We start from the raw sequence: 14,141 nt of genomic DNA on the forward strand, positions 1-14,141 counted from the left end.
CAGCTCTGGGTTGTGGTGGGGCCCTTGGGGGAGCGGGCGCGCCCGCGAAGAGGCCGGCACAGACGAAACACTGTCCATGAGGTACCCCCGTGACACCCGCAATGCCTCACCAGGGCGCCGCCGGCATCGCCACCGCCGTCGCCGAAAGCGTGCAATACCAAGGCCGCAAGACTGCCCGCCAAGGCAGCGAACAGCGCCGCCAGCTGATCCTCGACGCCGCCATGCGCATCGTTGTGCGCGACGGCGTACGCGGGGTGCGCCACCGCGCAGTGGCCGCCGAGGCTGGCGTGCCGTTGTCGGCCACCACCTACTACTTCAAGGACATCGAGGACCTGCTCACCGATACCTTCGCCCAGTACGTCGAGCGCAGCGCCGCCTACATGGCCAAGCTGTGGGCCAACACCGAGGTGGTGTTGCGCCAGTTGCTCGCCCAGGGCGATGGCAGCCCGCAGGCGCGGGCACGGCTGGCCGACGAAGTGGCGCGCATGACCGCCGACTACGTGCAACGCCAGCTGTTGAATCGCCGCGACTACCTGATCGCCGAGCAGGCCTTCCGCCAGGAGGCGCTGCTGTGCCCGCGGCTGGCCGAACTGGTGTGCGCCCACGACCAGATCCTGTTGCATGGCACCCGGCAGTTGCTGCAAGTGGTCGGCTCCCGGCAACCGGAACAGGACGCCCAGATGTTGACGGCGATTATCGAGCAGATGGAATATCAGGGCCTGCTCAAGGACGCCAACGCGCAAGCCGATGGGCAGATGCTCGCTATGCTTACCCGATACCTGCAGCTGGTGCTGGCATCGGCGTGAGCCGAGACTGACTTTTCAAGGAGAACCGGATGAAAGCCTGGCGTGTGGTGCTGTTGACTCTGTCATTCCTGCTGCTGGGCGGTTGTCTGGTGACCTTCCACGAGCCGTTGCCCAGCAACCAGGCGGCGCCCAAGGCGCTGCTGGGCAAGTGGAGCAGCAAGGATGCCTGGGGCGAGCCACTGAAGCTGGTGATCAGCCGCAGTGGCGGCGATGCCTACAAGGCGGTGGCCACGGCCAAGGGCAAGGCCCCCGAGGAATACGTGTTCACCGTGTCGCGCCATGGCAACCGCTGGTACCTGTCGGCTGGCGTGCCCAAGCGCCTGGGTGGCAACTTCCTCATCGGCGGTTTCGATATCGTCGATGGCAAGGAACTGGTGATCTACAACCTGGATGTCGAGCAGGTGCAGCAGGCGGTGGACAAGAAGGAACTGATCGGGCGCAGTACCGAGGTGCCGGAAGACAACGGTGATGGCGTGCTGATCGACAGCCCGGCGGCGCGGGTGCTGGCCTACCTGGACGACCCGGCCAACTCCGACCTGTTCGTCGAAGTGGCGCGGTTCCAGCGCTCGGGCAAGTAATCAACTGTGCCGGCCTCTTCGCGGGCTTGCCCGCTCCCACAGGTACAGCGCTGATCTCGACTGTGGCGCCGTTCCTGTGGGAGCGGGCAAGCCCGCGAAAAGGCCGGCACAGGTTTCTTGTACTAGTAAGGAGTCCCCGGTGGACGAATACCAGCAAACCATCCGTGCCTTGTCCGACCGCATCGTTGCGGCGCAGACCCCGATTCGGGTCCTGGACGCGGTGAAGTGGGACGACAACATTCGCCAAGGCTTCCTGAAGGCCAAGGGCAAGGAGCCGCCGGCGATCGACCATGCCTACTACCAGTCGCGCCCGCTGTCGTTCGATTCCAGTGCGGTCAAGGCCGAGTTCCAGGGTATCGAGCGCGACATCATCCGCCAGCTTGGCCAGTTCAACCCGGTCGGGCAGATCATGAAGCGCATGTGCCGCGAGTACCGCATGGTGATCCGCATGCTCGAGGCGCGCGGCACCGAGGACTTCGGCCTGATTTCCCAGGAGCTGTACGGCGCGGCCTCGGATGCCTTCCACGCCGGTGATCCGACCCTGGCCGACCTGGGCCTGATGCTGTCGGACTACCTGAACAACATCGATGGCCGTGGCGACCTCAAGGACGAACCGAAGAACCTCACTGCCAAGGAAGCCGTGGCCATCCTCCAGCGCCGGCTGAACAAGGTGTTCGGCGAAGCTGAGGAAACCATCCGCGTGTTCGAGTCCGACGGTATCGTCGCTGACGCTGCGGCCGGGGCGGACTACATCAAGGTGCGCGCCGACGCCATGTTCAACGCCCGTGACGTACGCGCCCTGGAGGTGCACGAAGGGCTGGTGCACGTGGGCACCACGCTCAATGGCCTGAACCAGCCGATCTGCACCTTCCTGGCCAAGGGCCCACCCTCGTCGACGGTGACCCAGGAAGGCCTGGCCATCCTCATGGAAGTGATCGCCTTCGCTTCGTATCCCAGCCGCCTGCGCAAGCTCACCAACCGCACCCGCGCCATCCACATGGTCGAGGAGGGCGCCGACTTCATGCAGGTGTACAGCTTCTTCCGCGAGCAGGGCTTCGAAATGGCGCAAAGCTACAGCAACGCCAGCCGTGTGTTCCGTGGCTCGGTGCCCAACGGCCTGCCATTTACCAAGGACTTGTCCTACCTCAAGGGCTTCATCATGGTTTACAACTACATTCAGTTGGCTGTGAAGAAAGGCAAGCTCGAACAGATCCCGCTGCTGTTCTGCGGCAAGACCACCCTGGAAGACATGCGCACCCTGCGCCAACTGGTCGAGGAGGGCCTGGTCGAGCCGCCCAAGTACCTGCCCGAGCAGTTCCGTGACCTCAACGCGCTGTCAGCCTGGATGTGTTTCTCCAACTTCCTCAACCACCTGAGCCTGGACCGTATTGAAGCCGACTACGCGAATATTCTCTGAGCGCTGCCGCCTGCTGGCCCTGGGCTTGGCCGCATTGGCCCTGGCCGGTTGCAGCAGCTTGCTGTTCTATCCCGAGCGTGGCCAGCCGTTCACGCCGGAGCGGGCCAGGCTCGAGTACCGCGATGTCGCCCTGACCACCGCCGACGGTATCCGCTTGCACGGTTGGTGGTTGCCGGCCAAGGCCGGGGTCGCGGTCAAGGGCACGGTGCTGCACCTGCATGGCAACGGTGGCAACCTGCCGGGGCATCTGGGCGGCAGCTACTGGCTGCCGGAGCAGGGCTACCAGGTGCTGATGATCGACTATCGCGGCTATGGCCTGTCCCAGGGCGAGCCGAGCCTGCCTGAGGTGTACCAGGACATTGCGGCGGCCATGGCCTGGCTGGACCAGGCGCCCGAGGTCCAGGGCAAGCCGCTGGTGCTGCTGGGGCAGAGCCTGGGTGGGGCGATGGCCATCCACTACCTGGCGGCACACCCTGAACAGCGCCAGCGCTTCAGCGCCCTGGTGTTCGATGGCGTGCCGGCCAGCTATCGGGCGGTCGGGCGCTTTGCCCTCAGCACCTCCTGGATGACCTGGCCGTTGCAGGTGCCGCTGTCGTGGCTGGTGCCGGATGGCGACAGCGCGATTCACTCGATCGAGCAGTTGCGCAGCCCGCCCAAGCTGTTTTTCCACAGTATCGACGACACCTTGGTGCCGCTGGACAACGGTATTCGCCTGTACCAGCACGCGCCACCACCACGGGTGCTGCAACTGACGCGCGGGGGCCACGTGCAGACCTTCGCCGACCCGACCTGGCGCCAGGTAATGCTGCGTTTCCTCGACGACCCTGCCCATTTCAACGGCCTGCGGCGGCTGGCCGAAGTGCCCAACTACCCTGACGAGAACAACAAGCAATGAGTGAAGAACGCAACGCCATCCCGCTGATCCTGACCGGCATCGGCAGCATCATCGTGACGGTGGGGGCCCTGTGGTACTACGGTTACCTGCATTTCGCCAAGCCCGAAGATGCCCTGTTGCTGCAGGACTTCACCATGCTCAAGACCATCCCGGGCGAGGATTACAAGGTTTCGCTGGACCCGGCAGCGCAGGTGGCGCAGTGCGTGGACGGGGTGCTGGTGCTGTTCGACACCCAGCAGAAAGGCCTGACCGGCGTGCTGGTCGACAACCGCAAGCGCGCGGTGCGTTGCATGGGCGAGGAAACCCCGCAGCAGGTGCAGTGATCCTAGAACTTCATTGCCTGTGCTGGCCTCTTCGCGGGCACGCCCGCTCCCACAGCGATCGCGCAAAGCTCGAAACTGGCGCCGTACCTGTGGGAGCGGGCGTGCCCGCGAAGAGGCCAGTTCAGGCAAAAGAAAGCCCCGCTTCGATCGCGGGGCTTGTCAGTTCAGGTAGGCAGCCTTACTGCTGTACCTGGCTCACCGAACGCGGGGCCACCGGCTGGTTGTCGTTGGAGATGGTCACCTCCACGCGACGGTTTTGCGCACGCCCCGAATTGCTCGAGTTGTCCGCGACCGGGTACTCCTTGCCATAACCCTGGGAAACGATGCGCGCCGGATCGACGCCGGCACGCACCAGCGCCATGCGCACGCTGTTGGCGCGGCGTTCGGACAGGGTCTGGTTGTAGTTGGCCGAGCCGACGCTGTCGGTATACCCCTCGACAATCACCTTGCGCTCCGGGTTTTCCTGGAGGAACTGCGCCAGCTTGGTGATGTTCGGGTAGGCATTGCTCTTGAGTTCGGCCTTGTTGAAGTCGAACAGCACATCGCCGAAGGTGACCAGGGTGCCGCGGTCGGTCTGCTTGGCGTTGAGGCTTTCCTGCAGCTTGGCGATCTGCGCGTCGCGGGCATCCAGCTTGGCCTGGGCACGCTGGGCCGAGGCGTTTTTCAGCTCGCCTTCGGCAGTACGCAGGGCGATGGTCTGCTTGGCCACCTCGACGCGCTGGTTGGTGAGGTAGGCCAGCTGGTCGACCTTCTGCTCGTCCTCACGCTCCATGTAGGCCTTGTCGGCCTTGTTCAGCCAGTCCTGGGCGTCCTTGGTTTCCAGCGCTGCGACCTTGCTCGACTGCGGGTCGCTCTGCAGCGCGGAGAAGTTGCTGCGGGCCGCTTCCAGGTTGGCATTCGGGTCGTGCGAGCAGGCGGCAAGGCCGACGCTCAGGGCCAGCAGGGCGGGAATCATGACGTGGTTGCGCATAGTGTTCATCCTTTGATCGTGTGCGAAGGCAGAGGCTGGCGGGGCAGGGCTCACTGAGCGCTGCGCAGGCCTTCCTCACGTACGTCCTGAACGCCCTGGCGGGCATCCTGCACGGCCTTCTGGGCCTTGGCCGCCTGAGCCTTGCGTTCGGCGAGGCGGGCGTCCCACTCGGCCTGCTCGGCCAGGCGCCTGGCTTCGTCGTACTTCTTGTCGTGCATGGCGATTTCGGCCTGCTTGAACTTGTCCTGGGCCGCCTTCATTTCCACGGCGGCAAACTCGGTGCCGCCAGCGCTGACGGCAGAGTTCACGGCAGACTGGGTCACCGCATACTGCTCGGTCGGCGGGTTGCCTGCACAGCCGGCCAGGACCAGGCTACTGCCCAGGGCCAGCACGGCCAGCCTGAACCCGCGCACCTGCGTGGATGACGGTTTGCAAATGCGGGTTTTCTTGGTGGTCAGTTCCATTGGATCACTCCTGTTTACGACGTTGTCCGTAGCAGTCCATCGCTATTCCCTGACCCCCGCGCGCTTCAGTTCAACGGTGCACAACGGTGTGCAGGGTTTTAGCGTGATGGCTATTGGCTGTGACTGGGTCGTTTTTCGGATAGTTCAGAAAAAAGTGCCGTTTTCAGGCAACTATTTCTGACTGATCGGTCAGCGCTGGCATGACCGGAACTTTCCGCTACTGGCGCGGTATTCCGGGCCTTGCCGGGCCCGGAACAGAACGCAGGGGATCATTTTTCGCTGTCGGCGGCGGGGTTGCTCAGGTCGTGCAGATGCTGCCGCGACAGGGAGAGGAAGCGCGGGGTAGGGCCGATGTCCTCGTACAGCGGGTCGCCTTCCTCGTCGGTAGCGATGACCTGCCGGCCTTGCACATAAGGGAAGCTGGCTTCCAGCTCCTCCAGGGCCGCAGCGACCAGTTCGCCGAGCAGCTCCTCCGCAGTGCGCTTGGGGTACATGTCGATCAGCGCGGCCAGGCGCGCTTCGGATTCCAGGTCCAGGTGCAGGACATGGCCGGTACGGCTGAGGGGGCCGGCGGCATTCTGTTCCCAGTGCTGGGCAAGTTCACGGATTTTCATGATGGCCTCTGTTTACGCCTGCTGGTCTGCATGGCTTGGGAGTGCTGTGCTTTCACTTTAGTTTGCTTTGACCGACCACGGCTTGCCATTGGCGCCCGGCTGTGGGCACTCTTCAGCAGAAGGGGTGCCCACAGCCGCGGCGGAGAAAAGGCCAATGACCGATATCGATGTGCGTTTGCGAGAAGATGTCCATGTGCTGGGTGAACTGCTAGGTGAAACCATTCGCCAGCAGCATGGCGAGGCGTTCCTGCAGAAGATCGAGGACATTCGCCACAGCGCCAAGGCCGACCGCCGAGGCGCTGCCGAGCAACTGAGTTCGACCCTGGCCGACCTGGCCGAAGAAGACCTGTTGCCGGTGGCCAGGGCCTTCAACCAGTTCCTCAACCTGGCCAACATGGCCGAGCAGTACCAGTTGATCCGCCGCCGCGATGCCGACCAGCCCGAGCCGTTCGAGGCCCGGGTGTTGCCCGAGTTGCTGGCGCGCCTGAAACAGGCGGGCCACAGTAACGATGCATTGGCCCGGCAGTTGGCCAAGCTCGATATCCAGCTGGTGCTCACCGCGCACCCCACCGAAGTGGCGCGCCGCACCTTGATCCAGAAATACGACGCGATCGCCGGCCAGCTGGCCGCCCAGGACCACCGCGACCTGACCGCGAGCGAACGTCAGCAGGTGCGTGAGCGCCTGCGCCGGCTGATTGCCGAAGCCTGGCATACCGAGGAAATCCGCCGTACCCGGCCGACGCCGGTGGACGAGGCCAAGTGGGGCTTCGCGGTGATCGAGCATTCGCTGTGGCATGCCATCCCCAGCCACCTGCGCAAGGTCGACAAGGCCCTGCTGGAGGCCACCGGCCTGCGCCTGCCGCTGGAAGCCGCGCCGATCCGCTTCGCTTCCTGGATGGGCGGCGACCGTGATGGCAACCCCAACGTGACGGCAGCGGTCACCCGCGAGGTGTTGTTGCTGGCGCGCTGGATGGCCGCCGACCTGTTCCTGCGCGACATCGATGCACTGGCCTCGGAGTTGTCCATGCAGCAGGCCAACGCGGCCCTGCGCGAGCGGGTGGGCGACAGCGCCGAACCGTATCGGGCCGTGCTCAAGCAGTTGCGCGAGCGCCTGCGGGCAACCCGGGCCTGGGCGCATGCGGCCCTGGCCGGCAGCCAACCGGCCGGTGCCGACGTGCTGGTGGACAACCGCGACCTGATCGCGCCGCTGGAGCTGTGCTACCAATCCCTGCACGAATGCGGCATGGGGGTAATTGCCGAAGGCCCGCTGCTCGATTGCCTGCGCCGCGCCGTGACCTTCGGCCTGTTCCTCGGCCGCCTGGACGTGCGCCAGGACGCGGCCCGCCACCGTGATGCACTGAGCGAAATAACCGACTACCTGGGCCTGGGCCGTTATGCCGACTGGGATGAAGAGCAGCGCATCGCGTTTCTCCAGGCCGAGCTGAACAACCGCCGGCCACTGCTGCCGGCACATTTCCGGCCACAGGCGGACACCGCCGAGGTGTTGGCCACCTGCCGGGAAATCGCCGCCGCGCCGGCGGCCTCGCTGGGTTCCTACGTCATCTCCATGGCGGGTGCCGCTTCGGATGTGCTGGCGGTGCAACTGTTGCTCAAGGAGGCCGGCCTCACCCGCCCCATGCGCGTGGTGCCTTTGTTCGAGACGCTGGCCGACCTCGACAACGCCGGCCCGGTGATGCAGCGCCTGCTTGGCCTGCCGGGCTATCGCGCCGGGTTGCGCGGCCCGCAGGAAGTGATGATCGGCTATTCCGACTCGGCCAAGGACGCCGGCACCACCGCAGCGGCCTGGGCGCAGTATCGGGCCCAGGAAGAGCTGGTACGCATCTGCACCGAGCACCAGGTCGAGCTGTTGCTGTTCCATGGCCGCGGCGGCACGGTTGGCCGCGGTGGCGGCCCGGCCCATGCGGCCATCCTGTCGCAGCCACCGGGGTCGGTGGCGGGGCGTTTCCGCACCACCGAGCAGGGCGAGATGATCCGCTTCAAGTTCGGCTTGCCGGGCATTGCCGAGCAGAATCTCAACCTGTACCTGGCTGCCGTCCTTGAAGCCACCCTGCTACCGCCACCACCACCGCAGCCGGCCTGGCGCGAAGTGATGGACCAGCTGGCCGCCGATGGCGTCCAGGCCTACCGCAGCGTGGTGCGCGACAACCCCGATTTCGTCGAGTACTTCCGCCAGGCGACGCCGGAGCAGGAACTCGGGCGTCTGCCGCTGGGTAGCCGCCCGGCCAAGCGTCGCGCCGGGGGCATCGAAAGCCTGCGGGCGATCCCGTGGATCTTCGGCTGGACCCAGACCCGCCTGATGTTGCCGGCCTGGCTGGGCTGGGAAACGGCGCTGAACAACGCCCTGGCGCGGGGGCAGGGCGAACTGCTGGCGCAGATGCGCGAGCACTGGCCATTCTTCCGTACCCGCATCGACATGCTCGAGATGGTCCTGGCCAAGGCCGATGCGCAGATCGCCGAGGCCTACGACGAACGTCTAGTGCAACCGCACTTGCTGCCGTTGGGCGCGCACCTGCGCGACCTATTGTCGCAGTCGTGCCAGGTGGTGCTGGGCCTGACAGGGCAGCCGGTGCTACTGGCGCACAGCCCCGAGACACTGGAATTCATCCGCCTGCGTAACACCTACCTGGACCCGCTGCATCGCTTGCAGGCCGAGTTGCTGGCCCGCTCGCGCAGCCGCGAAGCCGCTCTGGACAGCCCGCTGGAGCAGGCCTTGCTGGTCACGGTGGCGGGGATTGCGGCGGGCCTGCGCAATACCGGCTGAGGGTCGGCGCGGGGTAGGCTGGGGGAAGCTCAGGCACAGCATGGGTGTGCACGAGGAGGGTGGTTGCGCCGGGCGCAACCGCCTGCCAGGCCAGCCGTTGGTGGCGCATTCCTGCAACTTTGGGACGCTTGTCTGGCTGCCGGGCGCTGTGTATCTTGAGCAGCCTTCTGACCGATTTATGGTCATACCCGATTTTCCGGACTTGGCCCTGGTCGCCGAATCCATTGAATTTCATAAAAAAATTTGAGGAGCACGAGATGCGCGTAATTCTGCTGGGAGCTCCCGGGGCCGGTAAAGGTACTCAGGCAAAGTTCATCACCGAGAAGTTCGGTATCCCCCAGATTTCCACCGGTGACATGCTGCGTGCCGCCGTCAAGGCCGGTACCCCGCTGGGCCTGGAACTGAAGAAAGTCATGGATGCCGGCCAGCTGGTCTCCGACGAGTTGATCATCAGCCTGGTCAAGGAGCGCATCGCCCAGCCTGATTGCGCCAAGGGCTGCCTGTTCGACGGTTTCCCACGCACCATCCCGCAGGCCGAAGCCATGGTCGCTGCCGGTGTCGACATCGACGCCGTGGTCGAAATCGCCGTGGACGACGAAGAAATCGTCGGCCGCATGGCTGGCCGTCGCGTGCACCTGGCCTCGGGCCGCACCTACCACATCCAGTACAACCCGCCGAAGGTGGAAGGCAAGGACGACGAGACTGGCGAAGACCTGATCCAGCGCGACGACGACAAGGAAGAAACCGTTCGCCATCGCCTGTCGGTCTACCACAGCCAGACCAAGCCGCTGGTGGACTTCTACCAGAAGCTGTCGGCTGCCAATGGTGGCAAGCCGAAGTACAGCCACATCGAAGGCGTTGGCTCGGTCGAAGCCATCACCGCCAAGGTCCTGGCAGCCCTGAGCTGATCAGCGCCTGACGCACTCGACCACGGCCCGCTTGCGGGCCGTGGTCGTTTTCGGCCGCACAGCGGCCCTCTAGGGACACGACGCCGCCACTGATCTATACTGCCGCTCTTTTTTCTTCGCACCTGGAAACCTGTTCGATGACCACCCTGCTGGCCCTGGATACCGCTACCGAAGCCTGTTCCGTCGCGCTGCTGCATGACGGCAAGGTAACCAGCCATTACGAGGTGATCCCGCGCATGCATGCGCAGAAGCTGCTGCCGATGATCAAGCAGTTGCTGGCTGACGCTGGCGTGGCCCTGAATGCGCTGGATGCCATCGCCTTTGGCCGCGGCCCGGGTGCGTTCACCGGTGTGCGTATCGCCATTGGCGTGGTCCAGGGCCTGGCCTTCGCCCTGCAGCGCCCGGTGTTGCCGGTGTCCAACCTGGCCGCCCTGGCCCAGGGCGCCTTGCGCGAGCAAGGCGTGCAGCAGGTGGCTGCCGCCATCGATGCGCGCATGGACGAGGTGTACTGGGGTTGCTACCAGGCCACGGCGGGCGAAATGCGCCTGGTTGGCCGCGAGGCGGTGTTGCCACCCGAGCAGGTGGCGCTGCCGGCAGGCAGCAGTGGCGACTGGTTCGGTGCCGGCACCGGCTGGGGCTATGCCGAGCGCCTGGCAGTGCAAGTGGCGGCCAGCAATGCCAGTGCCCTGCCCAATGCCATGGATATTCTCAGCTTGGCCAGCTTCGCCTGGGCGCGCGGTGAGGCGATCGCCGCCGAGCAGGCGCAACCGGTGTACCTGCGCGACAACGTGGCGACGCCGAAAAAATTCTGAGTGCTGTTCGTCGGTTAGCGCCGACAGCCGAAAACCTTTTGCGCGATCTGTGGTCCAGTTATCACTCGAGCATTAGCGATGGATTCCTGATGCTGCTAAATTGCCATCATCGATCCTGAGTGCTGATGCCATGCGTATCGACGGTTTTACCCCGCAGTCCTACCCGATCAAGCGCACGCCGCGCAAGGCTGCGGTACGTGACGAGGCCATCGACGATGCCGAGCTGGTCGAAGAGGCTGAAGCCACGCCTCAGGAAGCCACTGCGCGCCGTCGCAGCGGTGGCCTGCCGGCCCGCCAGCAGGACATGATCTTCCCCCGTGCGCGCGACCGTCGCACCGCCACGGCGCTGGCCAGCTACCTGAGCACCGCCGGTTTTACCGACTGGGACATGGAAGTACTGGGGCTGGACCTGTACATTTGAGGGATGACGCCATCCCCCCTGCCTTATTTTCTCGGTTGTCCGTCCTGGAGCGAAAACGCTTGGCGTGACTACCTGTACCCCGCCGACGCCAACAGCAATGAAATGCTTGGCTTGTACAGCCAGGTGTTCAACGCCGTCGAGGGCAACACCACCTTCTATGCGCGCCCGGCCCCTGGCACCATCGCCCGCTGGGCGCAGGTGATGCCCGAGCATTTCCGCTTTACCGCCAAGTTTCCCCGGGATATCAGCCACGCCGGCGACCTGCGCGAGCAACTCGAACCCGCTTTCGCCTTTACCCGCCTGATGGCCCCGCTGGGGCCACGTGTATCGCCGTACTGGCTACAGTTGCCGGCCCAGTTCGGCCCGGCGCGGCTGGGCGAACTTTGCCAGTTTCTCGATGAGGCTGTGGTGCCGGTGGCGGTGGAAGTGCGCCATCAGGCCTTCTTTGCCAAGGGTGAAGAAGAGCGGCTGCTCAACCGCCTGCTGCACGAGCGCGGCGTGGAGCGCATCTGCCTGGACCCGCGCGCGCTGTTCAGCTGCACCTCGCGTGACCCGGCAGTGCTGCATGCGCAAGCGAAAAAGCCCAGGGTACCGCCACGCCCCGCAGCGTTCAGCCAGCACCCCCAGGTGCGCTTCATCGGCCATCCGCAGCTGGAGGCCAACGAGGCGTTTCTCAGCCCTTGGGTGGACAAGGTGGCCGGTTGGATCGAGGAAGGCCGCAGCCCGTACATCTTCCTGCACACTTCGGACAACCGTCTGGCCGCTGCCCTGGCCCAGCATTTTCACCAGCGCCTGATGCACCGCCTGCCAGGGCTTGCCGCACTGCCGGAATTGCCGCGTGCGCCCGAGGTCGAACAACTGGGGCTACTATGAGCACTCCCTGACTGCCGGAGGTTGAACCATGGATGTGCAAACCCTGCGAGCCGAAGCCTTCAAGGCGCTGCATGAGCGTGACAGTGCTTTCGTCATCCCCAACCCGTGGGATGCCGGCTCTGCCAGGTTGCTGGCCAGCGTGGGCTTCGAAGCGCTGGCGACCACCAGTGCCGGTCTGGCTTTCAGCCTGGGCCGGCCCGATGCCGAAGGCGCCTTGAGCCTGGACGATACGCTGGGCAATGCTGGCGCAATCGTCGATGCCACGGCACTGCCGGTGGCGGCGGACTTGGAAAACGGCTTCGGCGACCTGCCGGAAGATTGCGCCCAGGCCATTCTGCGCGCTGCCGAAGTGGGCCTGGTGGGCGGTTCCATCGAAGATGCCAGTGGCCGTAGCGATAGGCCGATCTATGACCTCGGGCAGGCGGTAGAGCGTGTGCGCGCAGCTGTGCACGCCGCGCGCAGCCTGCCGTTCCCGTTCACCCTGTGCGCGCGGGCCGAGAACCTGTTGCACGGCCGCCTGGACCTGGACGACACCATCCGGCGCCTGCAGGCCTATGCCGAAGCCGGCGCCGATGTGCTCTATGCCCCCGGGCTGCGCACTGTCGAGGAAGTCCGTGCGGTGGTGCAAGCCGTTGCGCCACGGCCGGTCAACGTGCTGATGGGCATGCCAGGCGTGCCATTGAGCGTCAACCAGCTGCAGGACCTCGGTGTACGCCGCATCAGTGTCGGCTCGTCGCTGGCCCGCGCCGCGCTGGGGGCTTTGCACCGGGCCGCGCTGGAAATTCGCCAAGAGGGCACGTTCGGCTACGCTGATCAGGCCTTGCCGTTCGCCCAGCTCAACGCGCTGTTCCGCCGCTGATGCGGGTCGTGCCGACGCTGCTGGTCGGCCTGCTGGCACTGGCCGGCCTGGCCTGGCACTTCGGCTGGCGGCCGCCGCCGGTGTGGAACCCCTGGGCTCCGCTGGACGTGCGCCAGCCGCCCAACCTGCTGACCCCCTACAAGCTGTCACGCCTGCGGGATGACCCGCTGCTGTGTCGCCAGGCGCTGGCAACCAGCCGCCTGCGCTACCGCGCGCAAGCCGACAGTTCCCCAGCGGCCGACTGCCCGCTGCACAACGTATGGCGAATCGAAGGCGGCCAGGCGCGGCTCAGTAGCAGCTTCCTCGCCAGTTGCCCGCTGGCAGTGGCCTACGCGCTGTTCGAGCAGCACGGCTTGCAACCGGTGGCGCAGCGGGTGTTGGGCCAGCCAGTGATACAGGTCGACCACCTGGGCAGTTTTGCCTGCCGCAACCTGTACCATCGCAAACAGGGCAGCCTGAGCCAGCACGCCACGGCCAACGCCCTGGATATCAGCGGTTTTCGCCTGCAGGACGGTCAGCGCATCGTGCTGGCGCGTGACTGGCAGGCGGGCGGGCGCAAGGCGGACTTCCTGCGCGAGGTCCAGCAGGCGGCCTGCGACAGTTTCAGTACGGTACTGGGGCCAGACTACAACGCGGCGCACCGCGACCACTTTCACCTGGACATGGGGCGCTGGCAGGTGTGCCGTTAACCTCAGTCTCAGGCGTGCACGCGCACGTTGTTCAGCACCACCGGGCGCGCCCAGTGCAGGTCGAACGCCAGCTCGGTCTGCTGCTTGGCCAGGGTGCTGTCGTCGTACGGTTCGGGTGCCGGGTCCAGCAGGTCGGTCTCGAATTCGGCGATGGGCAGGAACAACGGCCGTGGCGCTGGGCCCGGGCCAGGCTCGGCAAGCGGCTGGCCCTGGCTCATCACCACCGGGCGTAGCCAGCTGTTGCTGATATCCAGCTGACGCTGCTGCTCGATCAGTTCGACCGCGCTGAACGGCTCGGGGGCCGGCGGCAGCAGGTTGGCCTCGAGTTCGGCCTTGGGCAGGAACAAGGGCTCGGGCGGGGCCACCACGGTGTCATGCACCGGGCAGGACCGCTGCGCGTCGATCAGTGCCAGGGCACGGGCGCCACCGATGGGTTCACCTGTGTCCTGATCATGACGGACGAACGACTGGCTGACGCTATCTGCTGGCTCTTCCTGCTGCTCGGCCATCGCCCGGGCAAAAAAATCCTGCCACAGGTGGCTGACGCCCCCGAGTGCCTGGGTGTTGTGCTGACTGTAGTTGCCGACAGGCGACAGGTAGGTCAGTCCGATGGGAAGAGTATCTGTCATGGGCAGTCGCGCGCGTTGTGCTCTGGCAGAATAGCGGAATATCGCCTGTATCGGCCGTGATGGCCGATACCTTAATGGCTGGGTTCAATTTTCAGGTGTGA

17 protein-coding genes are annotated in these 14,141 nt (G+C 65.4%); 13 read left to right on the forward strand and 4 right to left on the reverse strand.

Annotated elements, in window-relative coordinates:
* Positions 1 to 101: 101 nt before the first annotated feature.
* From ACLEJP_RS07780 to ACLEJP_RS07800, 5 genes are all read left to right on the forward strand, one after another.
* The gene (locus ACLEJP_RS07780) at positions 102 to 806 is read left to right on the forward strand and encodes a TetR/AcrR family transcriptional regulator (RefSeq protein WP_170034060.1); all 705 of its coding nucleotides are present in this window, start codon (positions 102 to 104) and stop codon (positions 804 to 806) included.
* 29 nt (positions 807 to 835) lie between these two features.
* Complete coding sequence (locus ACLEJP_RS07785) at positions 836 to 1,384, forward strand: hypothetical protein (RefSeq protein ID WP_440805295.1); 549 nt, start codon at positions 836 to 838, stop codon at positions 1,382 to 1,384.
* A gap of 139 nt (positions 1,385 to 1,523) precedes the next feature.
* Positions 1,524 to 2,801 (forward strand): flavohemoglobin expression-modulating QEGLA motif protein, encoded by a 1,278-nt coding sequence (locus tag ACLEJP_RS07790; protein WP_440805298.1) that lies wholly within the window; start codon positions 1,524 to 1,526, stop codon positions 2,799 to 2,801.
* Positions 2,773 to 3,696 (forward strand): alpha/beta hydrolase, encoded by a 924-nt coding sequence (locus tag ACLEJP_RS07795; RefSeq protein WP_440805300.1) that lies wholly within the window; start codon positions 2,773 to 2,775, stop codon positions 3,694 to 3,696. The genes ACLEJP_RS07790 and ACLEJP_RS07795 overlap by 29 nt, the downstream gene beginning before the upstream one ends.
* Entirely contained in the window at positions 3,693 to 4,019 is a 327-nt protein-coding gene (locus ACLEJP_RS07800; protein WP_012270795.1) for a hypothetical protein, read from the forward strand. Before ACLEJP_RS07795 ends, ACLEJP_RS07800 begins: the two co-directional genes overlap by 4 nt.
* Positions 4,020 to 4,197: 178 nt before the next feature.
* Here ACLEJP_RS07800 and ACLEJP_RS07805 read toward each other — a convergent pair whose 3' ends face one another.
* The 3 genes from ACLEJP_RS07805 to ACLEJP_RS07815 form a co-directional block, all read right to left on the reverse strand.
* Entirely contained in the window at positions 4,198 to 4,989 is a 792-nt protein-coding gene (locus ACLEJP_RS07805) for an OmpA family protein (protein ID WP_289134704.1), read from the reverse strand.
* A gap of 50 nt (positions 4,990 to 5,039) precedes the next feature.
* Positions 5,040 to 5,453, reverse strand: a complete 414-nt coding sequence (locus ACLEJP_RS07810; protein ID WP_440805302.1) for a DUF4398 domain-containing protein — start codon at positions 5,451 to 5,453, stop codon at positions 5,040 to 5,042.
* A 269-nt stretch (positions 5,454 to 5,722) separates the two neighbouring features.
* Positions 5,723 to 6,067, reverse strand: coding sequence for a pilin assembly protein (locus ACLEJP_RS07815; RefSeq protein WP_225776579.1), 345 nt, complete (start codon positions 6,065 to 6,067; stop codon positions 5,723 to 5,725).
* A 154-nt stretch (positions 6,068 to 6,221) separates the two neighbouring features.
* On the opposite strand from ACLEJP_RS07815, the gene ppc reads away from it, so the two are divergent.
* From ppc to ACLEJP_RS07855, 8 genes are all read left to right on the forward strand, one after another.
* Positions 6,222 to 8,849 carry a phosphoenolpyruvate carboxylase gene (gene ppc / locus ACLEJP_RS07820; protein ID WP_440805305.1) on the forward strand — a complete coding sequence of 876 codons (2,628 nt, stop codon included), beginning with the start codon at positions 6,222 to 6,224 and terminating at the stop codon, positions 8,847 to 8,849.
* 40 nt (positions 8,850 to 8,889) lie between these two features.
* On the forward strand, positions 8,890 to 9,096 hold the full coding sequence (locus ACLEJP_RS07825) for a hypothetical protein (protein WP_440805306.1): 207 nt from the start codon (positions 8,890 to 8,892) through the stop codon (positions 9,094 to 9,096).
* A 10-nt stretch (positions 9,097 to 9,106) separates the two neighbouring features.
* Positions 9,107 to 9,757, forward strand: a complete 651-nt coding sequence (gene adk / locus ACLEJP_RS07830; protein WP_046616115.1) for an adenylate kinase — start codon at positions 9,107 to 9,109, stop codon at positions 9,755 to 9,757.
* Positions 9,758 to 9,894: 137 nt separating this feature from the next.
* On the forward strand, positions 9,895 to 10,569 hold the full coding sequence (gene tsaB, locus ACLEJP_RS07835) for a tRNA (adenosine(37)-N6)-threonylcarbamoyltransferase complex dimerization subunit type 1 TsaB (protein WP_440805308.1): 675 nt from the start codon (positions 9,895 to 9,897) through the stop codon (positions 10,567 to 10,569).
* Between the two features lie 130 nt (positions 10,570 to 10,699).
* Positions 10,700 to 10,990 carry a hypothetical protein gene (locus ACLEJP_RS07840; RefSeq protein ID WP_225776583.1) on the forward strand — a complete coding sequence of 97 codons (291 nt, stop codon included), beginning with the start codon at positions 10,700 to 10,702 and terminating at the stop codon, positions 10,988 to 10,990.
* A gap of 3 nt (positions 10,991 to 10,993) precedes the next feature.
* A complete protein-coding gene (locus ACLEJP_RS07845) occupies positions 10,994 to 11,863 on the forward strand; it encodes a DUF72 domain-containing protein (RefSeq protein WP_440805311.1) in 870 nt (289 codons plus the stop codon).
* A 28-nt stretch (positions 11,864 to 11,891) separates the two neighbouring features.
* Entirely contained in the window at positions 11,892 to 12,722 is an 831-nt protein-coding gene (locus tag ACLEJP_RS07850; protein ID WP_440805313.1) for an isocitrate lyase/PEP mutase family protein, read from the forward strand.
* Positions 12,722 to 13,411 (forward strand): extensin-like domain-containing protein, encoded by a 690-nt coding sequence (locus ACLEJP_RS07855; protein ID WP_440805316.1) that lies wholly within the window; start codon positions 12,722 to 12,724, stop codon positions 13,409 to 13,411. The genes ACLEJP_RS07850 and ACLEJP_RS07855 overlap by 1 nt, the downstream gene beginning before the upstream one ends.
* 8 nt (positions 13,412 to 13,419) lie before the next feature.
* Here ACLEJP_RS07855 and ACLEJP_RS07860 read toward each other — a convergent pair whose 3' ends face one another.
* Entirely contained in the window at positions 13,420 to 14,040 is a 621-nt protein-coding gene (locus ACLEJP_RS07860) for an energy transducer TonB (protein WP_440805318.1), read from the reverse strand.
* Positions 14,041 to 14,141 lie beyond the last annotated feature (101 nt).

Source organism: Pseudomonas sp. SMV7, from assembly GCF_052041995.1.
In the GTDB taxonomy this organism is placed as follows: domain Bacteria; phylum Pseudomonadota; class Gammaproteobacteria; order Pseudomonadales; family Pseudomonadaceae; genus Aquipseudomonas.

Coding starts and splice junctions, on each gene's coding strand:
- ACLEJP_RS07780 (WP_170034060.1), top strand. CDS start 102: ATGCCTCACCAGGGCGCCGCCGGCATCGCCACCGCCGTCGCCGAAAGC.
- ACLEJP_RS07785 (WP_440805295.1), top strand. CDS start 836: ATGAAAGCCTGGCGTGTGGTGCTGTTGACTCTGTCATTCCTGCTGCTG.
- ACLEJP_RS07800 (WP_012270795.1), top strand. CDS start 3,693: ATGAGTGAAGAACGCAACGCCATCCCGCTGATCCTGACCGGCATCGGC.
- ACLEJP_RS07805 (WP_289134704.1), bottom strand. CDS start 4,989: ATGCGCAACCACGTCATGATTCCCGCCCTGCTGGCCCTGAGCGTCGGC.
- ACLEJP_RS07810 (WP_440805302.1), bottom strand. CDS start 5,453: ATGGAACTGACCACCAAGAAAACCCGCATTTGCAAACCGTCATCCACG.
- ACLEJP_RS07815 (WP_225776579.1), bottom strand. CDS start 6,067: ATGAAAATCCGTGAACTTGCCCAGCACTGGGAACAGAATGCCGCCGGC.
- ppc (WP_440805305.1), top strand. CDS start 6,222: ATGACCGATATCGATGTGCGTTTGCGAGAAGATGTCCATGTGCTGGGT.
- ACLEJP_RS07825 (WP_440805306.1), top strand. CDS start 8,890: ATGGGTGTGCACGAGGAGGGTGGTTGCGCCGGGCGCAACCGCCTGCCA.
- adk (WP_046616115.1), top strand. CDS start 9,107: ATGCGCGTAATTCTGCTGGGAGCTCCCGGGGCCGGTAAAGGTACTCAG.
- tsaB (WP_440805308.1), top strand. CDS start 9,895: ATGACCACCCTGCTGGCCCTGGATACCGCTACCGAAGCCTGTTCCGTC.
- ACLEJP_RS07840 (WP_225776583.1), top strand. CDS start 10,700: ATGCGTATCGACGGTTTTACCCCGCAGTCCTACCCGATCAAGCGCACG.
- ACLEJP_RS07845 (WP_440805311.1), top strand. CDS start 10,994: ATGACGCCATCCCCCCTGCCTTATTTTCTCGGTTGTCCGTCCTGGAGC.
- ACLEJP_RS07850 (WP_440805313.1), top strand. CDS start 11,892: ATGGATGTGCAAACCCTGCGAGCCGAAGCCTTCAAGGCGCTGCATGAG.
- ACLEJP_RS07855 (WP_440805316.1), top strand. CDS start 12,722: ATGCGGGTCGTGCCGACGCTGCTGGTCGGCCTGCTGGCACTGGCCGGC.
- ACLEJP_RS07860 (WP_440805318.1), bottom strand. CDS start 14,040: ATGACAGATACTCTTCCCATCGGACTGACCTACCTGTCGCCTGTCGGC.